Genomic DNA, 24,479 nt, shown 5'->3' on the forward strand with positions numbered 1-24,479 from the left:
ACTGTCACAAACCTCGCGCTATGACGAGACGTTGCACGTCGCTGGTGCCTTCGTAAATCTGGCAGACGCGAACATCGCGGTAAATGCGCTCGATGGGATAGTCCGCCAGATATCCATAGCCGCCATGAATCTGGATTGCCGCTGAGCAGACCTGCTCAGCCATTTCGGAAGCGACGAGTTTGGCCATTGAGGCTTCTGTCAGGCAAGGCTTGCCTGCCTCACGCAATGCGGCTGCGTGGAGCACCATCTGTCGGGCCGATTCGATTTTTGTTGCCATATCCGCGAGCCGGAACGCGATTGCTTGATGCTCGATGATTGGCTTTCCGAACGTAACGCGTTCCTTGGCGTAGGCACATGCCGCTTCAAACGCCGCGCGCGCCATGCCGACCGATTGAGCGGCAATGCCGATGCGCCCCCCTTCCAGATTGGCAAGTGCTATCTTGTAGCCCTGCCCCTCTTCACCCAGCCTGTTTTCCGCTGGAATGCGCATATTGGTGAAAGCAAGCGCACATGTATCGGACGAATGCTGGCCGAGCTTGTGTTCGACTGAGACAACCTCGTAACCCGGCGTATCGGTAGGCACGATGAATGCCGAAATACCTTTCTTTCCCGCCGAAGGATCGGTAACGGCAAACACGATCACCACGTTCCCATTCTTGCCTGACGTGATGAACTGTTTGGAGCCATCGATCACATAATGATCACCATCGCGGCGCGCACGCGTTTTCAGCGCGGAGGCATCGGAACCAGCTTGGGGTTCTGTCAATGCGAACCCGCCAATCCATTCGCCAGACGCCATTTTTGGCAGAAACCGCTGTTTCTGCTCTTCGGTGCCGAAACGGAGGATGGGAACGCAGCCGACCGATGAATGGACCGAAACGATGGTCGAACATGCCCCATCGCCGGCGGCAATCTCTTCCAGCGCCAGCGCATATGCAACCGTCCCGAGATCGGAGCCGCCCCATTCTTCAGGCACCAGCATTCCGAGAAAGCCAAGCTCTCCCATTTCGGTGAGTTCTGCGCGCGGAAAGGCGTGCTCCCTGTCGCGGATGGCAGCACCCGGGGCAAGCCTTTCCTGTGCGAACTGCCGGGCAGCTTCGCGAATCTGCTCCTGCGTGTCATTCAAGAGCATCAGACAATCCTCTCAATGCCTACGGCGGTTGCCTCGCCACCGCCAAGGCAAATGCCAGCCACGCCGCGCTTCAATCCATGGGTTTCGAGGGCCGACAGCAATGTGACAAGAATGCGGGCACCCGATGCGCCGATTGGGTGGCCCAGCGCGCAAGCGCCGCCATGAATATTAACCTTGTCGTGCGGCAGATCGAGATCGCGCATGGCGGCCATGGCAACAACCGCAAAAGCTTCATTGATCTCAAAGAGATCGACGTCACTGAGATTCCAGCCGATTTTCTCGGAAAGCTTGCTTATCGCCCCAATGGGAGCAGTGGGATAAAGGTTCGGCTTGTCGGCATGGGTTGCATGGCCGACCAGAACCGCCCGCGGCGTAAGCCCGCGTTTCTCTGCTTCGGATGCACGCATGAGGACAAGGGCCGCCGCACCATCGGAGATAGAGGAGGAGTTGGCCGCCGTCACAGTGCCGCCGTCGCGAAATGCCGGACGAAGGGTAGGAATCTTGTCCAGTTTCGCCTTGCCGGGCTGTTCGTCGATCGAAACTTCAACTTCGTTGCGCCCGGCCTTTACGGTAACGGGCGTGATTTCGGCGGCGAAAAGACCATCTTTGATAGCATTCTGCGCACGCGTCAGGGAGGCAATGGCGAATTCATCCTGAGCTTCACGGGTGAACTGATAGACTTCGGCGCAATCTTCGGCAAATGTGCCCATCAGCCGGCCTTTGTCATAAGCATCTTCAAGTCCGTCGAGGAACATATGGTCGATAATCTGGCCATGCCCCATGCGATATCCACCACGCGCCTTTGGCAGTAAATAGGGGGCATTGGTCATGCTTTCCATGCCGCCCGAAACGATCACATTGGCGGAGCCCGCCAGCAGAAGATCATGGGCGAGCATGGTTGCTTTCATTCCCGAGCCGCACATCTTGTTGACGGTCGTCGCGCCGGTGCAAACGGGTATTCCGGCCTTGATCGAAGCCTGACGCGCAGGAGCCTGTCCCTGACCGGCAGGCAGGACGCAGCCCATATAGACGTCTTCGACCGCTTCGGGCGCAAGTCCCGCGCCTGCAAGTGCGCCACGAATGGCCGCTGCTCCAAGGTCCGTGGCCTGGATGCTGGCAAAATCGCCCTGAAAGCCGCCCATGGGAGTACGGGAAGCACCGACAATGACAATAGGATCGCTGTTGGACATGATCGTTCCTCGCTGGTTCTTCTGTAAGCAATTCCTGGCCGAAAACCGGTTTTCATTTTTCCTGGAATTGCTTTATTTCGCTGCCATGCGCAATGCGCCGTCCAAACGGATGACTTCACCGTTGAGCATCTGGTTTTCCACGATATGGCCGGCAAGAGCCGCATATTCTTCAGGGCGTCCGAGGCGAGGCGGGAACGGCACGGAGGCACCAAGCGCATCCTGCACTTCCTGCGGCATGCCTGCCATCATCGGGGTGGCAAAAATTCCCGGTGCGATGGTCACGACGCGGATGCCGTGACGCGCAAGTTCGCGGGCGATCGGCAAGGTCATGGCGGCAACGCCACCCTTGGAAGCGGAATAGGCTGCCTGGCCGATCTGGCCGTCAAAGGCTGCAACCGATGCGGTATTGATGATGACGCCGCGCTCCCCGCCTTCGCCGGGTTCGTTTTTTGCCATGGCTTCGGCGGCAAGGCGCAGCATATTGAACGTACCGATCAGATTGATCGAAATTGCGCGCGCGAAGCTATCCAGTTTATGGGCGCCCTCGCGGCCGAGAACCTTTTCGCCCGGCGCCACACCTGCACAATTGACGAGTACATCGACGCGCCCGAACGCTTCCAGTGCGGCTGCTATAGCTGCTTTGCTATCATCGTCGCTTGTGACATCCGTACGGTGGAACTTTGCTGCCGCGCCGAGCGCCTTGGCCTGGGATTCGCCTGCTTCCGCATTCACATCGAGAAGCACGACCTTGCTACCGGCGTCGACGGCCATTTTCGCAACCGCAGCACCGAGGCCGGAGCCTGCGCCGGTAATAAGGAATACCCGATCCCTAATCTGCATATTCTTGTCCTCAGGCCTTGGATTGTTGTTGTTTGTCGATTTCCGCCTTACGCAGGAGGAAACGCTGGATTTTTCCGCTGGGTGTCTTGGGGAGTTCGCTTAGAAAGTCGATTTCACGCGGATAGGCATGGCGGAGAGCCTTGTCTTCACATGCAGTGCCAATTCGTCTTTCAGTTCCTGCGTACCTTCGAAACCGGGCGCAAGAATAACGAAAGCCTTCACAATTTCCGTTCTTTGCGGGTTCGGTACGCCCACGACCGCCGCTTCATTGACGGCTGCATGTTCCAGAAGGGCGCTTTCCACGTCGAATGGTCCGATGCGGTAACCGGATGATGTTATAACGTCGTCAGCACGGCCGATGAAACTGATCGAACCATCCGGCTCGAATTCCACGGTGTCGCCAGTGCGATAGTAGCCGCCCGCAATGGCTGGCGTTTCTTGGCGGTAATAGCCGGAAAACCAGAGAAGCGGCGATTTTGCTATATCAATGGCGAGAATGCCGGGCTGGTTAGGGCCGAGTTCGTTGTCTTGGTCATCCAGAACGGCCACGCGATAACCAGGCATGGCGTAACCGGCCGACCCATGCCGGACCGAGTGTTCGAGCCCGTGATGATTATTGACCACCATGCCGAGTTCTGTCTGACCATAATGATCATAGATCGGTGCACCGAGATGGGAGTCAAACCAGCGAATGACTTCCGGGTTGAGCGGTTCTCCTGCGCTCGACACCGCACGCAAGCGGCCCTTGACGCGCTTGGCTGCTTCCGGTCCTTCCGCCATCAGCAGCCGGAAGGCGGTGGGTGAACCGGCAAGGCTCGTAACACCGAGACGCTCAATGATGTCGTAAGTGCTTTCAGCGGTGAAACCGCCTTCATACAGCGTGGTTGCCATGCCAAGCTGCAACGGTCCCGTCACCGCATAATAAAGACCATATGCCCAGCCGGGATCGGCAATATTCCAGAAAACATCGTCGGATCGCAGACCAATAGCGTCGCGCATATAGGCGCCGAATGCTATCAGCGCATAAAGCGGGACCGGTACGCCTTTCGGAAGGCCAGCCGTACCAGAGGTCGACATCATCATGAACAGATCGCTGCCCGTGCGAATAACCGGAGGGCAGTCAACCGAAGCGGACGCAGTCGCTTGGCGAAAATCAATGTCCCCGGCGGGCAGGCTTTCACCGGATGCGAGAACGGTAGCGACCTTGGGGCAATTTTCGACTTCAGCAAGCTTGGCGCGATTGGCCGTATTCGTGACGACCAGTTTTGCGCCGCTGGTTTTCAGCCGGTGTTCGATCGCTTTCGGGCCAAAGGCAGTGAAAAGCGGCTGATAGATAGCGCCAACACGCCACGCGCCCAGAATGGTTGCAATGAGTTCCGGCGTGCGCGGCAACAGACCTGCAACGACATCGCCAGCGCCGACACCCGCATCTTTCAGTACATTGCCCGCGCGAGCGGCCATATCGCGCAGATACTCGAAGGTGAATTCAGAAAGTTCGCCATTCGCCGCAATGGCGCGCAAAGCAACGCGATCATCGCCGATATGCCGGTCACAGCATTCAACACAGGCATTGATGCCGGTTTCAGGATTGCCGTGAAGCCTTGCGATAGCATCTTCAATGCGAAATTGCGCGACGGCATCTTCATAACGCGCCAGCCGCGCTGAAACGAACGTTTCAGTCATCCAGTACAACCTCCCTGACCGCCACCTCCTCGTGGCCAACCATTCTTGAAGGTTAACCCGCCATGCATTGCAAACAATGACATTAGATGCATTAATGTGTGATCGATTTTACAATATTGGGTAATCATGGAGCGCCATAATATAGCGCCGGGCTTTGTGGATGACGCGCTTGAGAGCGTCCGCCTCCGGGGGATAGATGTAGTTCCCCTGATGGCACAAATCGGCTTGTCGGAAAGAGTGACGGAACCGGTCACCAATGTCGAATACGGTCGTTTGTGGTGGTTGATTGCCGAAACGATTGATGACGAATTCTTTGGGCTGGCTGCAAGGCCGATGCGTCCCGGCAGCTTCAATCTGCTTTGTCACGCAGTTTTACATGCAGGTACGCTGGAACGTGCTTTGCGGCGCGCCTTGCAGTTTCTAAATGTCGTGCTGGATGATCCGCGGGGCGAATTGCGAATCCGCGACGGCATGGCTCATGTCATTCTGACCGACGCCGGACCGCCCAGACCGGCCTTTGCCTATCGTGCCTATTGGCTGATCCTGATGGGAGTGGCCTGCTGGCTGATCGGGCGGCGTATTCCCTTGCGGACGCTCGACTTTGCCTGTCCGGCGCCTGTCCACCGTCAGGATTATCATAAATTTTTCGGAGCGCCGGTTCTCTTTGACCAGCCGGTCACGCGACTGGTTTTTTCTTCATCCTATCTGTCGCTGCCGATCATTCGGAGTGATGTGGCGCTTGAAAGTTTTCTGCGCGAAGCTCCAGCCAATATTTTGATCCGTTATCGCCACGATAACGATCTGTCCGCCAGAGTGCGCGCGCAGCTGAATGCCTTGCCAATCGCAGAATGGCCGTCCTTCGCAGAACTCGCAGCGGGGCTTGGCATGTCCGTGCCGACCTTGCGGCGCAGGCTGCGGGGGGAAGGGCAGAGTTTCAGCACGATCAAGGATGAGTTGCGCTTCGTGGCTGCCGAAAGGCTTCTGCAGGAAAATCGTTTAAGTGTAGCGGAAGTTGCCGCCGAACTCGGATACAGTGAACCGAGCGCCTTTTATCGCGCATTTCATAAATGGATGGGGCAAAGCCCCGGGCGGTTTCGGACCATACAGCAGGAAGAATGAAAAATGCCGGGCGCGAGGCCCGGCATCTCTGCGCTTGGGAGGCTTGTGTCAGTCTTCCTTGATCATGCTGTCCTTGCTGGTATCGCGCATGCGCAGGTACACAATCAGGGAAATGCCGATCATGACGGTGACATACCAATAAAAGCCGCGTTCCCAACCGCCATTCTTGAAGCTCAGCGCAACGTATTCGGCAGTGCCACCAAAGAGGGTATTGGCAAGCGCATAGGGCAGCGCCACGCCGAGTGCACGAATGTGTGCCGGGAAAAGTTCCGCCTTCACCACAGCGTTGATGGAGGTGTAACCGGTGACGATGATCAGTGCGCCCATGACCAGCAAACCGGCTGTGATCGGGTCCTGGGTCTGTTCGAGCGTCGTGAAGATCGGGTAGGTGAAAAGAACACCTGCTGCACCGAAAGCAATCATCAGCGGCTTGCGGCCGATCTTGTCCGACAAAGCGCCAGCAATGGGCTGCAGACACATGAAGACGAACAATGTGACGGCGTTGATCTGGCTTGCCACTTCACGGCTGAAACCGGAGGTGTTCACCAGAAACTTCTGCATGTAGATCGAGTAGGCGTAGAAGGCCAGCGTGCCGCCAGCGGTCAGAAGCATGACGAGAGCGGTTTCCTTGGGATGGTGCTTGATAAGCGTCCAGAAACCGGATTTTGGTGCATCCTTGGCTTTTGCATTCTTGAAGCTCTCGGTTTCCGCAAGGCCGCGACGGAGCCAGAACACGACAACCGCGAGCAGTGCACCGATGAAGAACGGAATGCGCCAGCCCCAGGATTCCAGCGCCGCGGTTTCCATGGTCGACTGAAGCACGATCAGAAGCAGGATTGCGAGAAGCTGCCCCGATATGAGCGTGACATACTGGAAAGAAGAGAAGAAGCCGCGACGATCCTTGCCCGCCATTTCCGAGAGATAAGTGGCGCTTGCGCCGTATTCACCGCCGACCGACAGGCCCTGCATCAAACGCGCGAGTACGAGGAGGGCAGGGGCTGCAAGGCCAATGGTCTGGTAGTCCGGCGTGAGTGCGATGATCAGCGAGCCTGCGCACATCAGCGTCACGGACAACGCCAAACCTGCCTTGCGGCCCTTGCGGTCTGCATAAATGCCCATGATCCAGGCACCGATAGGGCGCATGACGAAGCCGACCGCAAAGACTGCAGCCGCGCTCATGAGTTGGGCGGTCTGGTTATCGGACGGAAAGAAGTGCGGTGCAAAATAGAGCGCAAATGCTGCGTAGACATACCAGTCGAACCATTCGACCAGATTGCCGGTCGAGCCGCCGATAATGGATTTCAGGCGGCTGTTGGTGCTTCGCACTTCACTCCGTTCGTTTGTAATTGAGACCATGGTTGCTCCTTCGAATCTCTCGATTTTTGATTTCGCCCCTTGTTTGGGAACCGGCTCGACAAAACGACTTCGGGGCGTTTTTCCATCGCCTTAGCCCGTCTCTGCACTTCCCGTTTGAGATCGTGAGAAAAGGACTGCGCGGCGCTGGTGAATAGTCTCAGTCCGCGCTCCGCTTTAGCTGCGAGCACGCAATATCCGGGATCCGGCCGACAGGAGCGGTCTCGGAAATCGATTGCGGTGCTGGCGCTGTGTTGAAGTGGTTCACGGCTAAACTCCTCCCTTCGAAACTCCCTATTTCGAAGTGGCGCTAACATGCTGCAGGGACGGAAACATCGCCAGACAAACGGGCTAAAAATTTTAAACCATTGAAAATAAATGGATTTTATCAGTTTCGGTTATGTTTCCTCAAAAAGTGTGTGCAAGATTCTGCGTGACTCTTTAGTGATGTTTGCATAAATCGGCACAAATGAAGGTGCTGACGAAGATCACAAAGCTCATCCTGGTTGCCCTCGCTTTCTTGCTGTCGCTTGGCGTATGGTTTTCCGCCGGGATATGGGCTGAACGCGAGGCGCTTGACCGTCTTCGCCAGGACGCGACGCTTATAGCGCGTCAACAGACGCGTCTGATCGATAGCGAACTGGCGAAGTTCCGGTTGCTGCCTGTCGTTTTGAAGGAATATAGCGATCTGCGCGATGTGCTTGCCGGTGGCTCGCGGGATGCCACCGCGCGTCTCAACCAGAAACTGGAACTGGTGGCACGCCAGATCGGGTCACCAATCATCTACGTCATAGCGCGGGATGGTACTGTTATCGCGTCCTCGAACGCCGATACACCGGAGAGTTTCGTAGGACGCAATTATGATTTCCGCCCTTATTTCAAGGGCGCGATGGCGGCGGGGTCTGCCGAATATTATGCCATAGGCGACCTGAGCGGGCGCTTTGGTCTGTTCCTGGCGCGGCGCATTGGCGATCAGGCTGATCCGGTCGGTGTGGTCGTGATAAAATTCGAGTTTCACAGGCTGGTTCAGACATGGTCCAACGATCCAGGACAAACCTTCGTTGTCGATCCCCGCGGCATCATACTCGCCTCAACGGATAAATTCGAAGACCTTCGTTCATTTCAGCCGATATCAACCACAGAACGCACCCGGATCATTGCAAGCGGTCAGTTCAATGCGGCAGATATGAAACCAAGCAATTATCGCTTTGCACCGGAAGGAATGATGATCGAGCCTTCCGGCGGATATTCAATCGCTGTCGATGAGCCGATTGCTGGAACAGCGCTGAGACTGGTCCATATAGAACCAACGGGACCGGCGTTACGCGCCGCAAACGATCTGGCGCGTCTGGTGACGGTGGTCGCCATGCTCGCTTTCGTCATAATCGCCGGTGCTATTTATTGGCGTTTAAGCCGTGCTGCGCGTGCTGCGGCTTATCGTAACGAGCTTGAAAGTGCGGTTGCGGAGCGCACGGCGGCATTGAGTGCCGAAATGGCGGAGCGCGAACTGGCCGACAAGCGCTTTCGCGATGCCCGGGAAGAGCTGGCCCAGGCGAACCGGCTCGCCTCACTTGGATCGATCACCGCAGGGCTGGTGCATGAAATCAATCAGCCGGTGGCGACCATTCGGACACTTGCGGAAAATGCGCAGCATCATCTGGCGAACGGGAAGCTCGACAAGGTTGCCAGCAACCTTAATACGTCGGTGGAGCTCACAGCTCGTATAGGCTCCATCACGCAGGAGATGCGTCGCTTTGCCCGGCGCCGGAGCGGTATTGTTTATCCACTTCCGGTGAATGAGCTGGTGGATGGCACAATGCTGCTGATGGGCGACCGGTTCCGCAACGCCAAGGTCAGGCTGGATATACCGGAGCGGTCCGACATGGCGATACTTGCCTGCCGCATTCGATCCGAGCAGGTGCTGGTGAACCTGTTGCAGAATGCATTGGATGCGGTGGCGACCAGCCAAAATCCTTACGTTGCGTTCAGCATCCGGGAGGACGGCGATCAAATTTCCCTTGTCGTGGACGACAATGGCAAGGGGATTGAACCCGAGCTGGCCAATGAGATTTTCAGCCCCTTTGTAACGGGAAAAGCGGATGGGCTGGGGCTGGGACTGGGCATTGCAAGAGACCTCATGACTGAAATGGAAGGAACATTGCATGTCGTTCCATCGCAGCTTGGCGGGGCGGCGTTTGCCGCTACTTTGAGGCGGGCAAAGAAGGAGGGACACTGTGACGGAAAGTGAGCCCTTGCGGGTGATGCTGGTCGACGATGATGCGGCATTTCGTACGGCCCTGGCCGATTCTTTTGAGATCGCAGGTCTCGATATTGAGGCGCATGGTGACGGGCAGTCGGCTTTGAGCAGCCTGACGCCCGATTATCCGGGGATCGTCGTGACCGATATTCGTATGCCGCGCGTCGATGGACATGCGGTGATGGAAGCATTACTGGCACGCGACCCGGAATTGCCGGTCATTTTGATGACCGGGCATGGAGACATTGGAATGGCTGTGGCATCTCTCAAAAAGGGTGCGTTCGATTTCATTGCCAAGCCATTTGCCGCCGATCATCTTATATCGAGCGTGCGCCGCGCACTGGAAATGCGCCGTCTGGTATTGGAGAACCGTCGCCTTCGCCGCGCGGCAGCAGATGCAGAGCAGGATTATCCCTTGCTTGGCGAAACACCGGTAATGATGCGGTTGCGCGATACGATCCGCCAGCTTGCCAGCGTCGATGTGGACGTGTTGATCGAAGGCGAAACCGGCACAGGCAAGGAACTGGTGGCCCGTCTTTTGCACCGCTGGAGCGCGCGCCATGCACGCGGTTTCGTTGCCGTCGATTGCGCCGCTTTGCCCGATACAATAGCGGACGAGGTGCTGTTCGGCAGCCGCATCCAGCGTGGAAGAATAGCCGATGCAGACCGGGGTACTTTGTTTCTCGATGAGATAGACAGCATGTCGCCGGCTGTTCAGGGCAAGTTACTCCGGGTTGTCGAGGAGCGCGAGCTTCCCTCGCTTTCCGGCGAGCCGCGGGCAGTGAATCTAAGGATCATCGCAGCTGCCAAAGGAAATCTGGAAGAAGCTGTGGCCTCCGGTCGTTTCCGTTCCGATCTGTTCTATCGCCTTGAAACGGTGAGACTCCGTGTCCCGCCGTTGCGCGAGCGGCGGAAGGATATCGGTTTGCTTTTCTCCTATTTTCTTGATGAGGCCGCGGCCCGGTTTGGACGATCGCGGCCAGCCATTGATGCAGCGATGGAAGCAAGGCTGAATTCGGACGAATGGTCAGGAAATGTCCGCGAGTTGCGTAATTACGCCAAACAAGTCGTGCTGGGACTGCGTCACGATCCTATCGCGGAACCCAACCCGCCTTCATTGTCGGAGCAGATGGATCGTTTTGAGGAAAGCGTCATTCGCGCGACGCTTGACCGTTTCAGCGGCGACGTCGGCGCTGCAGCGGAGCTGCTGCGATTGCCGCGCCGAAGCCTCTATGCCCGTCTACAAAAGCTCGCGATTGACGCATCGGCTTTCAGGAAACGCGATTGAAATTTGGTGTAGTCTCGTTCAGACAACACGTCGCTGCAGCCGCTTTTCGAATACCAGGCTGCGCAGACCTAATGTGCCGCGGCTGAACGCTGGCGGCTGATCCATGCAGCGCCGATATTTCCGTGCAAGAAGCCGTTCGAGAGCGGCACGTCGGGATAGATTTTTCGCAAGCGCGCTGTTCCCTCATCAGGGCTGATTGTTTGTTTCAGTACTTCGTCATGGATGCGGGCCACTTCCACCATATCGCAATCCTGGGGTGACAATCGGAAACGCTTTATTCCCGCATCTTGAAGGTCGGGCAGGTCCTCAATCAGCGACTGACAGGTGTGAGAGAGCGTTTGCACACCGTTGAGAGCCAGGAAAGGTTGGCTGTCCAGCGTCTTGACAGGCAGCCCGTCCGGTTCTTCACCGCATACGAACTGGCAATTGTCCTTTATGTGGCCCTTGGACCGCGCATGCGCGCAACGGGCTGAAATGGCGAGCGGCACGCGTCCGAACGTGAATATCTCGAAAGCAATATCCGGTGCAGCTTTGACAATCTCCCGGATGGAGCTGATGGGCAACTCCGGCGGAAGACAAATCGATTGCGCGCCGCGGGCGGCAAGAACCTTGGCGGTTGCCGCATTATAAACATTGACCAGTGGACCGACCATATGCGGCACGCCTGATAAAAGTCCCAATGCGGACAGGTCGTTCGCCTCAACAGGCAATGTCGCTTGCCCGATCGTTTGACGGACCTGTTTTGCTTCGCGCTCAAGCATGACCAGTGCCAGCGAACCGAGGCTCACTATCTTTCCCGCACGCTGCAGCCTCTCTGTCACCGCGTCCATATAGGGCGCCAGGAAATGGAGCCGCTTGGAACAGACGATTTCGCCGACTGTGACGTTCGTTACTGGTGCTTCGTCGGCGATACGGAAGTAAAAGTCGCGCCATTTCGGGCCATCCCACAGAAAGAGAACGGGACCGAGGCTGAGGCTCGCTGCTGACATGTCTATCTCCAGCGTTTGTCGTATGCGCCTGAAGTCGTCTGCTGGCCTTCGCTCAGCAGTCGAAGACGCGAGAGCAAGGCTGCGCGGCTTTCGGGAGACGCAGCAAGCGTCTGGCGCAGGGTGGATACGACCTCGCCGACATAAGCCTTGCCGCGTTGACGTCCTTCAATCTTGAGCGCTGAGACCCCTGCCGCCCGCAACTCGTCTATATGGTTCATGACGTCGAGCGAAACGGGGTCTTCGAAAGCATAGCCTTGCTCATCTGCAATGTTGAACCGGCCCTTGCAAAGCGTTGGGTAGCCGGTAGGTTCGCCTACCGGGAAACGATTGATCGTATATTCGCCGAGTTCTGAAACCAGTTCCTGCCCGTCCTGCCGATAGCGAACATGGCTGGCCGGTGAACAGACGCCGTTCATGTTGGGCGACCTGCCTGTGGCGTAAGAAGACAGTGAGCAGCGTCCTTCCGCCATGACGCATAATCCCCCAAACACGAAAACTTCCATCTCGCAAGCGATCTTGCGGCCCAGTTTCGCGATGTCGGGGATTGTCAAAACGCGGGGCAGCACGACACGCTTTGCCTTGAACGCGTCGATGAGAAACTGAATTGCGTCTGCATTGGAAGCGGAAGCCTGCACGGATACATGAAGCCGCTGCGTCGGATGTTTCTCGGCCGTGTAGGCCATCAGTCCAAAATCAGCGAGGATCACCGCGTCGGCGCCGAGAGCCGATGCGTCGTCAACTGCCCGGTACCAGATATGTTCGTCGCCCGCGCGCATGAACGTGTTGATGGCAACAAAGACCTGCGTCTTGCGGGAATGGGCAAACTGGATTGCGTCTCTTAGTTCCTCACGGCTGAAGTTAAGACCGGGGAAATTACGCGCATTCGTTTCATCGCGAAAACCACAATATACGGCATCTGCGCCAGCCCCTACCGCTTCGCGTAAGGCCGATGGCGTGCCCGCGGGGCAGATCAGTTCCATTGCGCAGGTTCCTTACCCAAGGCTTTGCTTCGCACATAATTTGCGATCCCGCGCACCATTGGCGCAAATGGCCCGGCGCTTGTGCCGAGATCGGACGGAAGATCTATATTGCAATCATCCAGCGCATTACGAAGCGCGAGCATGGCTTCCATGTCGCCCGTCACGGTAATATCCCGCGAAAAGAACAGTGCGTCCCCATCAAGTTTGCCCTCCAGGAGCGCAAGCAACATGACCAGCGGTCCCTCGATGCCTGCATCGGCCAATGTTGCCTCATTTTCGCGCACGATCGTGATGCGCGGCTTGTCCGGCTCGATTACAAAAGCAAATGGAATGTCGGACGGGTGAAAACGGAAACGCTTCGTCGCATAATCCCCGAGGCGTTCGAACAGACCAGGATGAGCTCGCATCACCTGAAAGAATATGCGCGAGACAAACGGGGCGATCAGAAACGGCGGAACAAAGCGGGCTGGAACAGCCACAGCCGGGGGTATCTTCATCATCATCCAGCTCCGGTGAGCCTTACAAGGTGGAGCCGGAATTAGGCGATTCATTCCAAGGACAGTTTGATTCAGATCAAAGACGACGAAAGAATTCGCTATTCAAGAATGGGCCATGAAAACGTCCCGATCTTTTCCGCCGTATTACGACTGTCTGCAAAGTTTCTTGTCGGAGCTTGAACGACGCAATGATCTCGTCAGGATCAAGCGTCCGGTATCGCTCGTCCAGGAGATAACGGAAATCCATAAGCGAGTGCTTGAGAATGATGGTCCGGCTTTACTTTTCGAACAGACCGTCGATGCGGATGGGCGCCAGCACTCAATACCTTTAGTCACCAACCTTTTTGGCTCCAGGCGGCGGATTGCTCTGGGACTTGGCCGTTCTGCCGACGAAATTCCCGCCCTTGCCGAGATGCTTGCGGAACTGCGAGCGCCAAAGGCGCCGCGTTCGGCAGGTGAAATATGGAGCAAGCTGCCTTTGGCAAAGGCTGCATTGAACATGCGCCCTCGTCACGTTCGAAATGCGCCGGCGCAGGAAAAGGTACTGGAAGACGAAGCCGTCAATCTCGATCTGCTGCCGATCCAGTGGTGTTGGGCGGGAGAGCCTGCGCCGCTTGTAACTTGGCCACTGGTCATCACACAGGCACCGGACGATCCCTCCGATGTCAATGTTGGAATTTATCGCATGCAGAAGCTTGGACATGACAAGCTCATCATGCGCTGGCTTGCTCATCGAGGCGGCGCACGCCATCACCGCATGTGGCAGCGTCGCGGCGAGGATATGCCCGTTGCAGTGGCCATCGGGGTCGATCCGGCGACAATCCTTGCAGCCGTCATGCCCTTGCCTGAAGGGATGAGCGAACTTGCCTTTTCGGGCCTGCTTGTCGGGCGGAGGCCTTCGGTGGTCGATGCGCGCACCGTGCCGCTTTGCGTGCCCGCCAACGCTGAAATCATTCTGGAAGGACGGGTTTCCACAACCGCTACCGCACCTGAGGGTCCATATGGCGATCACACCGGCTACTACAACAGTGTCGAGGAATTTCCGATCATGCAGGTGACGGCGATCACCATGCGGAAGAAACCCGTCTATCTTTCGACTTACACAGGGCGTCCACCAGACGAGCCGTCAAGGCTTGGCGAAGTGATGAACGAACTTTTCGTGCCGATTGTGCGAAAACAGTTTCCGGAAATCATCGATTTGTGGCTGCCCCCGGCAGCATGTTCCTACCGTGCAATGGTGGTTTCGATCGACAAGCGCTATCCCGGTCAGGCACGGCGGGTGATGATGGGGCTTTGGTCCATGCTGCCGCAGTTCAGCTATACAAAGCTCATAATCGCGGTCGATCCTGATATAAACATCCGCAACTGGGATGACGTCATGTGGGCGCTTGCCACTCGTTTCGATGCTAGCCGCGACTTGGTTACGCTTACCGATACACCAGTGGATTACCTCGACTTCGCATCGCCGCGTTCGGGTCTGGGCGGAAAGCTTGGACTTGATGCCACCAACAAGATTGGCGCCGAGACCGAACGGGAATGGGGCACTGTGTTGAAAATGAGCGATGATGTGATTGCGCGTGTGGACGCGATGTGGGGCGAGCTTGGATTGGATAAGGAAAACATGCGGTGAAACGGGTCGTTGTTGGCATCTCCGGCGCATCGGGCGCTCTTATCTCGCTCAAGCTGCTTGAGCAGCTTTCAGTCTTAAACGATGTCGAGACCCATCTGGTTGTATCGGACGCCGCTCAGCAGACTTTGCGCCACGAATTAGGCCCCGATGGTTATGCGCGTCTGCACAGGCTAGCGAACAGAAGCTATTCTGTGGGCGAGATAGGTGCTCTGATCGCGAGTGGATCAGTCGCAACCGCTGGTATGATCATTGCGCCGTGCTCCATGCGAACACTCGCAGCGATCGCGACGGGGCATAGCGACAGTCTGTTGACCCGCGCAGCAGATGTTCATCTGAAGGAACGACGCAAGCTGGTGCTGATTGCACGGGAAACCCCGCTGCATCTGGTCCATCTGCGCAATATGTGCACGGTGACTGAAATGGGTGCGATCGTCATGCCGCCGGTTCCAGCCTTTTACTTCAAACCGCAATCGGTTGACGAGGTAGTCGATCAGATCGCAGCGCGCGCCGTCGATCTGATCGGTATTGGTGAAAAGAAATCGGAGAGCTGGGCGGGTATGCCAGCCGTCCGATAGCAGTTGTGCAGATCTATGCGAAAGGTTCTGTTGGGCTTTTCGCGGGCTGGGTGAACCATTTCGGTCCGGTTGCCGTCATATGGATATGGTCTTCCAGACGGACGCCGAACTGGTTCGGAACCACGATCATCGGCTCGTTGGAGAAGCACATGCCTTCGGCAAGCGGGAGCGAGTTCCCGCGGACGATATAGGGGGCCTCGTGAATTTCCAGTCCAAGGCCATGGCCAGCGCGATGCGGAAGGCCAGGCAAGATATAATCCGGTCCCAATCCGTGCTTTACGAGCGTGGCGCGAGCTGCATCGTCAAGGGTGGAACAAGCAGCGCCGAGCTTCGCCGCGTCGAAAACGGCTTGTTGGGCTTCGCGTTCGATTGCCCAAATGCGCGAGAATTCTGCTGTAGGCTCGTCCAGCATATAGGTGCGCGTGAGATCGGAATGGTAGCCATCGATACGGCAACCCGTGTCCACAAGGATAACATCACCCGGCTGATAAAACTGTTCGCCGTCTGCGCCGTGCGGCAGCGAGGTTGCACTCCCGAAGGAGACAATACAGAATGTCGAGCCGCCCGCCGCGCCTAGTGCGCGGTGCTGTTCATCGATAAAACGCACCACTTCGCTTGCGGCAATGCCGGGTTTGATGAGTGCGTGCGCCCGCCGGTGGACTTCAAGTGTCAGATCCATCGCATACTGAATGATCGCGGTTTCTTTGGCCGACTTGCGGATACGTTGTTCCCGGATCAGCTCGCCGCCGTCGAGCAGCCGGTCCGGCTGGATTTCTTGCCTGAGAGCATTATAGAAAAACAGCGGGATGGCATCATCGACCGCAAGTTTGGTGTCGGCCGGGAGGAGCGATGAGATCAGCGCCGCCGGGCTTTCTTCTTCCTGCCAGACGCTGATTTCCCCGGCCAGATGCGGCAGGCTCTCGACCCGGCTCCGTTCAAAACCCGGAACGATATAGATAATTTCCGAAGGGGTAACGAGGGCACCCAGAAAACGCTCGCTGATGTGCCAGACAAGGCCGGTATAATAACACAAACTTGCTGTCGGTCCGAGCAGAAGCCCGCCGATTCCGCGCTCTCTCAACTTCCCTTGTAACGATACCAGTCGTTCAAGACGTTCTTCCTGTTCGATTTGCGGAGGAGATGACGGCGAAGTCATGATGCATACCTTTGTGTTGTCGTTTCCGCGCGAAGTCTGCGCACGGATGTTTGCCCAGTGGCAGATATATCACGGCTTTCTCCGTCTGATAGCCATCTCTTTGGCCTTGTACAAAAGCGTGTGCAGTTCGAAGGCGGCACCAATGCCTGCTCGAGCCTCCCTTAATCACAATCAGGTGATGGACTGCGACCAGGCTGTGCATTGCACGCAGGAACCGAAAGCACTAACTGGGTCACACTGTGGTAATAAAATTCGGGTAGGAAACCGCAGCTTTGAAATTGGATCGGGGTCTGTGAGGTTTCATGCCTGAGCTATGGCAGTGGGTTTCCGCTTTCGGCTTTTCGGTTGTTGTTATCGTGGCGGCGCTCGTCTACCTCAACATGTCAAACCGTGAAACGCCGGGCGACACGTTCAACCTCTTCACAAAAGTTGGTGCTGTCGGAGTAGCATTCCTCGCTGCATTTGCAAGCCTCGCTGCCGCAGCTATTATCGATTGATCTTGCCGCTCACAGTTTCAGCGAGGACACTGCAGCTTCGCTTTTGTGCACATAATCATGGGCATCTGATTGTTGCTGGAACAGCAAAATAAAAAGCAAGTCCGTTAAAATCAGTTGTGCGTCGCGTGCGGTTATCGATGACGAGCGAACTCGCTCTTCATCCGCAACAGTATACAAGCGAATATTGGCGATTTCATTCAGCGGGTTTCTGTTGAGGCCTGTAACAGCGATTACGGTCGCTCCGCATTTCCTGGCTTCTTCCGCGATGCGGAGGGTTTCAAAACTCTTTCCCGAATAGGAAAGGGCAAACAGCACGTCACCCTCCTGCAAGGTCGAAACATTGGCCATCTGGATGTGGCTGTCGCTATGGTGCGTCACGTTGCGGCCGAGTTTCATCAGCTTATAGGAAAAATCGCGCGCAACGAGTGACGATGCTCCGACACCGGCGAGGTGGATACGTCGCGCACTGATCAGCGTTTGCAATGCCCGGTCGATGTCCTGCTCGCTGTTGGCGGAAATCGTTCGCTGCATCGACTGCAGCTTACTGCCGATTAGCTTTTGCAGAACGGTGATGTAGCCATCGCCCGTTTCGATGGAGCCGTGCACCAGACCCGCTGGAACCTGCCAATCCTTGACCCGGGCTTCACTGACGGCGAGTTTGAGTTCCTGATAACCGTCAAAGCCGAATTTCTGGCTGAACTTGACCACGCTCGATTGGCTGCGTCCGGTCGCCGCCGCGAGTGCCGAGGAGGAGAGTTTCAACACCTGTTCCGGATGATCGACGATAAACTGACCGATCTTTCGATCCGCAACGGTGAGTTCGTTCAGTTTGGCGCTGATCTTTTGTAGAATCGACATGTAATTATTCCCCGTTCCGGTGCCGGAGGGGTCGATAGGTTGCCTTTGGTTTGTAAGATAATTCGCATTGCTTTGGAATATATAATTACATCCTAAAAAATAGAGGAATGAACTACCGATATGTGTTTGGGGAACGCTGCGCCGGGACCGCTTCAGCGTCCCCAGGTGGTCCGGAGCCGACCTCCGCATAGAGGAATAAATTATTCCAACTTCAAGTTGACGAAAAGAATTTCCAATCCTAGCCTATTAACCTTCAGGCGGCGCGTTTGAACGCCGCTCGACAGGTAGGCAAGGCATGAGTGAACAGCCGTTGTTATCTGAACTGGATAAGCTGGTTTCGGAAGAGCGCAATCCGTGCACCATGGATATCGACCTCCTGACCAGTCTTGCTATCGTGCGTCGCATCAACGACGAAGACCATCTGGTGCCCGCCGCCGTCGAAAAAGTTCTGCCTCAGGTCGCGAAGGCCGTCGACAGAATTGTGGATGCATTTCGGAACGGCGGACGCCTGATTTATCTGGGGGCCGGAACCAGTGGGCGTCTTGGCGTTCTCGATGCATCTGAATGTCCGCCGACATTCAGCGTACCGGAAGGCATGGTGGTCGGGTTAATTGCGGGCGGGGCGGATGCGTTGCAGCATGCAATCGAAGGGGCGGAGGATGATCCATCCCTGGGTGAAGCCGATCTGCGCAATATTGGGTTGGCTTCGCACGACATCGTGGTGGGAATCGCAGTCAGTGGGCGCACACCTTATGTCATCGGGGGGCTGGCTTATGCGGCGTCCATTGGTGCCACGACTGTGGCGCTTTCTTGCAACCCAAACTCGACGATTGCGGCTATGGCTGAAATCGCCATATCGCCGATCGTCGGACCTGAAATACTGACAGGTTCGACGCGGCTCAAATCCGGTACGGCGCAGAAGCTGGTGCTCAATATGCTGACGACGGCGAGCATGATCCGGATAGGGAAAACATACGAGAATCTCATGGTGGATGTTAGCGCCACCAACGACAAGCTTGTCGCACGTGCGTCGCGAATTGTGATGCAGGCAACCGGCTGCGAGGCCGGAGAGGCAAAACGCATTCTCGCTCTGACGAACAATGACGTCAAGCTTGCGATCCTCATCACCATCACTGGAATGCCGGTGGATGATGCAAGAAAGGCATTAAAGAATGCTGGGGGATTTCTTAGACAGGCAATAAATGCCAATAAAGCGTGAGCCGAAGCGGGGAAGCGGTCGGACAGCAGTATTGCAGTGATTTGCGAGGAAGAAAATGGGAGCGATTTTCAAGAAAAGTCTTGTTGCGGGCGCCGCCGCATTGGCTTTGAGCAGCGGAAGCTTTGGCGGAGTGGGTGTGTCGACAGCTTTTGCGGCGACGCTTCGCATGGCCTGGTCTCAGGATGCTACCGGCCTTGATCCGCATAAGCAGCCGGCATTTTCATCGATTCGCCTGCTTGAACTCATTTACGAGCCGCTTGTTCGTCTCGGTCCCGATCTTCAGATCGCGCCTGCCATTGCGAAAAGTTGGGAATTTTCCGAGGGCGGCAAGGTCCTGACCTTCAAGCTCGACGCAAATGCAAAATTCCAGAATGGCCAACCGGTAACGCCAGCCGATGTGAAAGCATCCTTCGAGCGTATTCTGGACGAAAAGACTGGCGCGGTGGCGCGTGCCAATTTCGGGTCCATCGCTGCAATTGAAACGCCGGACGAAGAAACGGTTGTCTTCAAACTCTCACAGCCCGATGTTCCGCTATTGGCGGCGATTGCCAGCGTCAACGCGGCGGTTCTTCCTGAAAGCGAGATCAAGGCCGGCAATATAGGTACAAAGGCCGTTGGATCGGGCCCGTTTGTCCTTGAGCGTTGGGAACCGAATTCCAAGGAAGTGCTGAAAGCCAACCCCGATTGGGCCGGCGGTAAAGCGGTGATCGACGGGATCGACATCAGCGTTCTGCCGGACGAGACGGCAATTCTCGCGGCGCTTCGTGCCAAACAAATCGATTTTGCGTTCCTCAACGATCCGCTGGTCGCAACGATGGTGCCGAACGAAAGCTCTCTGGAGTTGGTGCGCACTCCCACCCTTGCTTATCATGTCCTGCAATTGAACCCGTCGCGCAAGCCTATGACGGAACTGGCCGTGCGTCAGGCTATATCCTGCGCCGTTGACCGTCAGGACGTGCTCGACACGGCCTTGCTGGGCGAAGGAAAGGTAACAGGTCCGCTGACAATGCCTGCCTATGCAAGCGACCCGAACACGCTTTTCTGCTACAAGCGCGACGTTGAAAAGGCGAAGAAGCTGATGGCGGATGCCGGCTATGCCGACGGTTTCTCGGCAACGGTCATCGCTGCAAATGGAGAGCCTGCCACCGCTGCGGCCGAGGCGCAGGTGCTTCAGTCGCAACTCGCAGAAATCGGTATCAAGCTCGATATCCGAATGATGGAACTGAACGTCTATGTCGATACATGGCTGAAAGGTGACTTCGACATGGCGGTGGCGCTGAACGGCGGTTCGGTTGATCCCTATACGATGTATGGCCGTTACTGGACCAAGGCGGGCAATCTGCAGAAGGTCGCGCAGTATATCGACAACACGCTCGATGACCTGATGCAGAAAGGAAGAGCTGAAACGGACCTTGAAAAGCGCAAGGTGATTTTTGCCGAGTTTGACAAGCACATAACGGAAGTGTCTCCGTGGATATGGCTCTATACGACCAACACTTATGTTGCGCACCAGAAAAACGTCACCGGTTTCGAGTCTCGCGCAACCGGATCGCTCTTCGGCATAACCAAGCTGCGGATCGGGCAGTGACGTTGCGAAATCCGCCACGTCATCCTTTATGGCGTGGCTTCCAAGTGCCTTGCGGAACGGCAGGCCGTGAGTAACCTGACATGAATTATCTGACGCGTCGGCTGCTGACATTTCCTCTGGTAATGCTGGGGGTGTCGATCCTTGTTTTCGTTGCGATCCGTTTGGTGCCAGGAGATTCCATCACTGCCATGCTTGGAACCGAGGCTGGGTTGCTGACCCCGGAACAGCGGCAGTCGCTGGCGCAATATTTCGGTATCGATCAAAGCTGGATCACGCAGTACTGGCGCTGGCTGGGTGACGTCTTGCAAGGTAATCTTGGGATATCGGTCACATTCGGAAAGCCGGTACTAACAGTCATACTGGAGCGCTTTCCGCTGACGCTGCAACTGGCATTGATGTCGATGATTATCGCATTGCTGGTTGGCCTACCTGCCGGAGTTTATGCGGCAACGCGCAGCGAAAAAATGTCCGATCTGGCGGTGCGCATCTTCGCAATGGTCGGCCAGTCGACCCCGAGCTTCGTTCTCGGCCTCCTCTTCATATATATATTGTCGGCGGGGTTTGGGGTTTTGCCGGCAATGGGCGAATTTACACCTTTCTGGGTCGACCCGTGGCAGAATTTCCTGCAGATGATTTTGCCCGCCATAACGCTCGGCTTTGCATTCGCCGCATCGGTCACACGCATATCGCGTTCGGCCATGTTGGATGTTCTCAGTGATGATTACGTTCGCACAGCGCGCAGCAAGGGGGCTTCGGCTCGTTCTGTCGTTTGGCGCCATGCCTTGCCGAATGCGCTGATTCCGGTCGTGACGCTGAGCGGAGTGGAATTCGGTTATCTTCTGGGAGGCGCTGTACTGGTCGAGCAGATATATGCTCTGCCGGGGCTCGGACGCATGGTGCTCGACGCCATTCTGCAGCGTGATTATGCCTTGGTGCAAGGCAGCATTCTTTTCATTGCCTTCAATTTCATGATCGTCAATCTGCTTGTTGACCTTCTTTACGTCGCGCTCGATCCGCGCATTCGTCTGGGGGAAAACTGATGCAGATATTGCGCTCCGTTTTTGCTCATCCCAGCGGCCGTATCGGCGGGTGTATCGTTCTGGCTTATCTGATTATGGCCTGTCTCGGCTATTTCGGTTTCACGCCGCATGACCCGCTGATGCAGTATCGGATAGACAGGCTGCGCCCACCAAGTGCTGCCCACTGGATGGGAACTGATCTGTTCGGACGTGACGTCATGAGCCGCCTGATGGCAGGCATTGCGCAGTCCTTCGTGGTGGGCTTTTCCGCGGTCGGAGTTGCTGCCTTCGCGGGGACCGTTCTGGGATTGACTGCGGCATGGTTCGGACGCTGGTGGGACGGTGCCGTCATGCGCGTCATGGACGTGCTTCTGGCCTTTCCTGCTATCTTGCTTGCGCTTCTTATCATTGCCGTTGCCGGACCGGGAACCGGAACAAGCATTGCCGCCATTGCCATCGTCTACACCCCGATTTTCACGCGAGTGGTCCGTGGCCCGGCCTTGTCGATCAAAACACGTGAATTTGTCGACGCGGCGCGGACATTCCACAGCAGCAATCGTTACATCCTTTCACGCCACCTGTTGCTTAATCTGGTCGCACCACTAACGGTCCAGATCACCCTGGCGCTTGCCTGGTCGCTATTGACTGAGGCAGGACTGAGCTTCCTCGGTCTCGGCACGCAGCCACCTGCTTCGTCGCTTGGGCTCATGCTGGCCGATGCGCGCAATCTCATGGAAACCGCGCCATGGCTGTTGGCATTTCCGGGACTGGCGATCATGATCGGTATTCTTGGCTTCAACCTTTTGGGCGATGCCCTGCGCGATATTCTCGATCCGAGGATGCGGAGGGTCGCGGCGTGAACAAGCTTCTTTCTGTTTCAGACCTTCGCGTGGGATTCGGTCGCAAACCCGAAGCCAACGAAATCGTGCGCGGTGTGAGTTTCGATCTCGCCGTGGGGGAAACGCTGGCGATTGTCGGAGAGAGCGGTTCCGGCAAATCTGTAACGGCCTTGTCGATCAATCGTCTCGTGGATTTTGGCGGCGGGCGCATTATTGGTGGTGCGATCAAGCTCAATCGCACAAATGGCAGTGCAATCGATCTTGTAACAGCGAACGAAGTAGAACTGACGAAAATCCGCGGTGCGGAAATCGGGATGATCTTTCAGGAACCGATGACATCGCTCAATCCTGTGCTGACGATTGGTACACAGATTGAGGAATCGTTCCGCCTTCATCGCGGTCTTACAGGAAAACAGGCTGCGTCTGCTGCCAAGGACGCGCTTGATCGTGTACGTATCCCAGATGCCGCGCGACGGCTCAAATACTGTCCGAACCAGCTTTCCGGCGGCATGTTGCAGCGTGTGATGATTGCAACGGCACTTGCCTGCAATCCGCGTCTCATGATCGCCGACGAGCCAACCACTGCACTTGACGTCACAGTACAAGCGCAGATCATGGCGCTGCTCGCAGAGTTGAAACGCGAAACCGGCATGGCGATGATCTTCATCACGCATGACATTGGTCTGGTCGCGGGAATGGCCGACAAGATCATGGTGATGCAGCATGGCAAGGCGGTGGAACAGGGACAGCTGAGCGCCGTTCTCGACCACCCTCAGCATCCCTACACACAACATCTCCTGAAGGCCGTACCGCATTTTGAAAGCGGAAAAGCAGTGCGAACCGATACCGTGCGCACCGCTGTAGCTGGCACGAATCCGATCCTGTCGGTCGAAGGATTGACGGTCCGGTTTCCCGTCAAAGGCGGCGTTTTCGGCCGCAAGGTCGGGGCCGTCCATGCCGTGGAAAGCATCGATTTCGATCTCGCTCCGGGCGAAACGCTGGCGATCGTCGGGGAGAGCGGATCGGGAAAATCGACAACGGCGCGAGCCATTCTCGGGCTTGTCAGCGCTGCACGCGGGAAGTTAGAAATCGGTATAACAGGCACCAGCGATGCCCGGAACACACCTTTGGTGCAGATGGTCTTCCAAAACCCGTATGCATCTCTCAATCTGCGTCTGCGCATAGACAGTATTCTTGCCGAGCCGGTTATTGCGGCTGGCGGGCGCGCTGGGCCGGAAACGCGGCAGAAGATGCTACAATTGCTTGACCGTGTTGGTCTGCCCGCCAACAGCCTGGAACGCTACCCGCATGAGTTCTCGGGCGGGCAACGCCAGCGGCTCTGTATCGCTCGGGCTTTGATACTCAATCCTTCAGTGGTGGTGCTGGACGAGGCCGTTTCAGCCCTCGATGTTTCCGTGCAGGCCAAAGTTCTGGAATTGCTGATTGACCTCCAGAAAGAACGTGGCCTGGCTTATTTGTTCGTGTCGCATGACATGGCAGTGGTAGAGCGTATCGCGCATCGCATAGCGGTCGTCTATGCAGGGCAAATCGTGGAAATCGGTGACGCAGCGTCGATTTTGTCCGCGCCGAAGCACTCCTATACGAAGCGGCTGATTTCTGCCGTCCCCAGTATTGATCGACGCAATGAAAATTTCGCCCTCGACACACGTCAGGTGCCCTCGCTCGTGCGTCCGCTGGGCTATGAGCCGGCTCCCGCACAATGGCAAACATATGGCCGCGATCACAGGGCTCGGACCGAGGCATAATTAT

The 24,479-nt window shown here is 56.5% G+C and carries 20 protein-coding genes and 1 pseudogene; 11 read left to right on the plus strand and 10 right to left on the minus strand.

Translation table 11 applies throughout. The features are described 5' to 3' along the window. Positions 1 to 4: 4 nt before the first annotated feature. The 4 genes and pseudogenes from F9K78_RS07645 to F9K78_RS07660 form a co-directional block, all read right to left on the minus strand. Positions 5 to 1,132 (minus strand): acyl-CoA dehydrogenase family protein, encoded by a 1,128-nt coding sequence (locus F9K78_RS07645; protein WP_121986329.1) that lies wholly within the window; start codon positions 1,130 to 1,132, stop codon positions 5 to 7. Beyond that, positions 1,132 to 2,322 carry an acetyl-CoA C-acyltransferase gene (locus F9K78_RS07650; protein WP_151682116.1) on the minus strand — a complete coding sequence of 397 codons (1,191 nt, stop codon included), beginning with the start codon at positions 2,320 to 2,322 and terminating at the stop codon, positions 1,132 to 1,134. Before F9K78_RS07650 ends, F9K78_RS07645 begins: the two co-directional genes overlap by 1 nt. 72 nt (positions 2,323 to 2,394) lie before the next feature. Continuing rightward, positions 2,395 to 3,162 carry a 3-hydroxyacyl-CoA dehydrogenase gene (locus tag F9K78_RS07655; protein WP_121986331.1) on the minus strand — a complete coding sequence of 256 codons (768 nt, stop codon included), beginning with the start codon at positions 3,160 to 3,162 and terminating at the stop codon, positions 2,395 to 2,397. Positions 3,163 to 3,172: 10 nt separating this feature from the next. Beyond that, positions 3,173 to 4,845: pseudogene (locus F9K78_RS07660) on the minus strand (acyl-CoA synthetase). Positions 4,846 to 4,971: 126 nt separating this feature from the next. Between F9K78_RS07660 and F9K78_RS07665 the strand changes: the two are divergent. After that, positions 4,972 to 5,964 carry an AraC family transcriptional regulator gene (locus F9K78_RS07665; RefSeq protein WP_121986333.1) on the plus strand — a complete coding sequence of 331 codons (993 nt, stop codon included), beginning with the start codon at positions 4,972 to 4,974 and terminating at the stop codon, positions 5,962 to 5,964. Between the two features lie 48 nt (positions 5,965 to 6,012). Here the strand turns inward: F9K78_RS07665 and F9K78_RS07670 are convergent, their stop codons facing one another. Beyond that, positions 6,013 to 7,320: an MFS transporter gene (locus tag F9K78_RS07670; protein ID WP_121981151.1), complete on the minus strand. Its 1,308-nt coding sequence runs from the start codon at positions 7,318 to 7,320 to the stop codon at positions 6,013 to 6,015. Positions 7,321 to 7,786: 466 nt separating this feature from the next. Between F9K78_RS07670 and F9K78_RS07675 the strand changes: the two genes are divergently transcribed. Continuing rightward, on the plus strand, positions 7,787 to 9,565 hold the full coding sequence (locus F9K78_RS07675; protein ID WP_151682117.1) for a sensor histidine kinase: 1,779 nt from the start codon (positions 7,787 to 7,789) through the stop codon (positions 9,563 to 9,565). Further along, positions 9,552 to 10,862, plus strand: coding sequence for a sigma-54-dependent transcriptional regulator (locus F9K78_RS07680; RefSeq protein WP_121986334.1), 1,311 nt, complete (start codon positions 9,552 to 9,554; stop codon positions 10,860 to 10,862). The genes F9K78_RS07675 and F9K78_RS07680 overlap by 14 nt, the downstream gene beginning before the upstream one ends. Before the next feature lie 68 nt (positions 10,863 to 10,930). On the opposite strand, the gene ubiV is transcribed toward F9K78_RS07680, so the two are convergent. The 3 genes from ubiV to ubiT are packed head-to-tail and all read right to left on the minus strand — an operon-like array spanning position 10,931 to position 13,331. Then, positions 10,931 to 11,851, minus strand: a complete 921-nt coding sequence (gene ubiV / locus F9K78_RS07685) for a ubiquinone anaerobic biosynthesis protein UbiV (RefSeq protein WP_121980945.1) — start codon at positions 11,849 to 11,851, stop codon at positions 10,931 to 10,933. Between the two features lie 2 nt (positions 11,852 to 11,853). Then, positions 11,854 to 12,831, minus strand: a complete 978-nt coding sequence (gene ubiU, locus F9K78_RS07690; RefSeq protein ID WP_121980944.1) for a ubiquinone anaerobic biosynthesis protein UbiU — start codon at positions 12,829 to 12,831, stop codon at positions 11,854 to 11,856. After that, positions 12,822 to 13,331: a ubiquinone anaerobic biosynthesis accessory factor UbiT gene (ubiT, locus tag F9K78_RS07695; RefSeq protein WP_121986335.1), complete on the minus strand. Its 510-nt coding sequence runs from the start codon at positions 13,329 to 13,331 to the stop codon at positions 12,822 to 12,824. The genes ubiU and ubiT overlap by 10 nt, the downstream gene beginning before the upstream one ends. A gap of 112 nt (positions 13,332 to 13,443) precedes the next feature. On the opposite strand from ubiT, the gene F9K78_RS07700 reads away from it, so the two are divergent. Next, complete coding sequence (locus tag F9K78_RS07700) at positions 13,444 to 14,958, plus strand: UbiD family decarboxylase (RefSeq protein WP_121986336.1); 1,515 nt, start codon at positions 13,444 to 13,446, stop codon at positions 14,956 to 14,958. Beyond that, the gene (locus F9K78_RS07705) at positions 14,955 to 15,533 is read left to right on the plus strand and encodes a UbiX family flavin prenyltransferase (protein WP_121986337.1); all 579 of its coding nucleotides are present in this window, start codon (positions 14,955 to 14,957) and stop codon (positions 15,531 to 15,533) included. Before F9K78_RS07700 ends, F9K78_RS07705 begins: the two co-directional genes overlap by 4 nt. A 13-nt stretch (positions 15,534 to 15,546) precedes the next feature. On the opposite strand, the gene F9K78_RS07710 is transcribed toward F9K78_RS07705, so the two are convergent. Beyond that, positions 15,547 to 16,689: a M24 family metallopeptidase gene (locus F9K78_RS07710; RefSeq protein ID WP_121986338.1), complete on the minus strand. Its 1,143-nt coding sequence runs from the start codon at positions 16,687 to 16,689 to the stop codon at positions 15,547 to 15,549. A 302-nt stretch (positions 16,690 to 16,991) separates the two neighbouring features. Here F9K78_RS07710 and F9K78_RS07715 point away from each other — a divergent pair, with 302 nt between their 5' ends. Next, positions 16,992 to 17,186, plus strand: coding sequence for a hypothetical protein (locus tag F9K78_RS07715; RefSeq protein ID WP_121980939.1), 195 nt, complete (start codon positions 16,992 to 16,994; stop codon positions 17,184 to 17,186). Positions 17,187 to 17,195: 9 nt separating this feature from the next. On the opposite strand, the gene F9K78_RS07720 is transcribed toward F9K78_RS07715, so the two are convergent. Next, entirely contained in the window at positions 17,196 to 18,044 is an 849-nt protein-coding gene (locus F9K78_RS07720; RefSeq protein WP_121986340.1) for a MurR/RpiR family transcriptional regulator, read from the minus strand. Between the two features lie 295 nt (positions 18,045 to 18,339). Between F9K78_RS07720 and murQ the strand changes: the two genes are divergently transcribed. The 5 genes from murQ (at position 18,340) to F9K78_RS07745 (ending at position 24,475) form a co-directional block, all read left to right on the plus strand. Next, on the plus strand, positions 18,340 to 19,263 hold the full coding sequence (murQ, locus tag F9K78_RS07725; protein ID WP_121986341.1) for an N-acetylmuramic acid 6-phosphate etherase: 924 nt from the start codon (positions 18,340 to 18,342) through the stop codon (positions 19,261 to 19,263). A gap of 55 nt (positions 19,264 to 19,318) precedes the next feature. Then, on the plus strand, positions 19,319 to 20,851 hold the full coding sequence (locus F9K78_RS07730) for an ABC transporter substrate-binding protein (protein WP_121986342.1): 1,533 nt from the start codon (positions 19,319 to 19,321) through the stop codon (positions 20,849 to 20,851). 80 nt (positions 20,852 to 20,931) lie between these two features. Continuing rightward, positions 20,932 to 21,891 (plus strand): ABC transporter permease, encoded by a 960-nt coding sequence (locus F9K78_RS07735; RefSeq protein WP_121980935.1) that lies wholly within the window; start codon positions 20,932 to 20,934, stop codon positions 21,889 to 21,891. Then, positions 21,891 to 22,730, plus strand: a complete 840-nt coding sequence (locus tag F9K78_RS07740) for an ABC transporter permease (protein ID WP_122066764.1) — start codon at positions 21,891 to 21,893, stop codon at positions 22,728 to 22,730. Before F9K78_RS07735 ends, F9K78_RS07740 begins: the two co-directional genes overlap by 1 nt. Further along, complete coding sequence (locus F9K78_RS07745) at positions 22,727 to 24,475, plus strand: ABC transporter ATP-binding protein (RefSeq protein WP_121986344.1); 1,749 nt, start codon at positions 22,727 to 22,729, stop codon at positions 24,473 to 24,475. The genes F9K78_RS07740 and F9K78_RS07745 overlap by 4 nt, the downstream gene beginning before the upstream one ends. Positions 24,476 to 24,479 lie beyond the last annotated feature (4 nt).

Source organism: Brucella pseudintermedia (assembly GCF_008932435.1).
GTDB classification, from domain to species: Bacteria; Pseudomonadota; Alphaproteobacteria; order Rhizobiales; family Rhizobiaceae; genus Brucella; species Brucella pseudintermedia.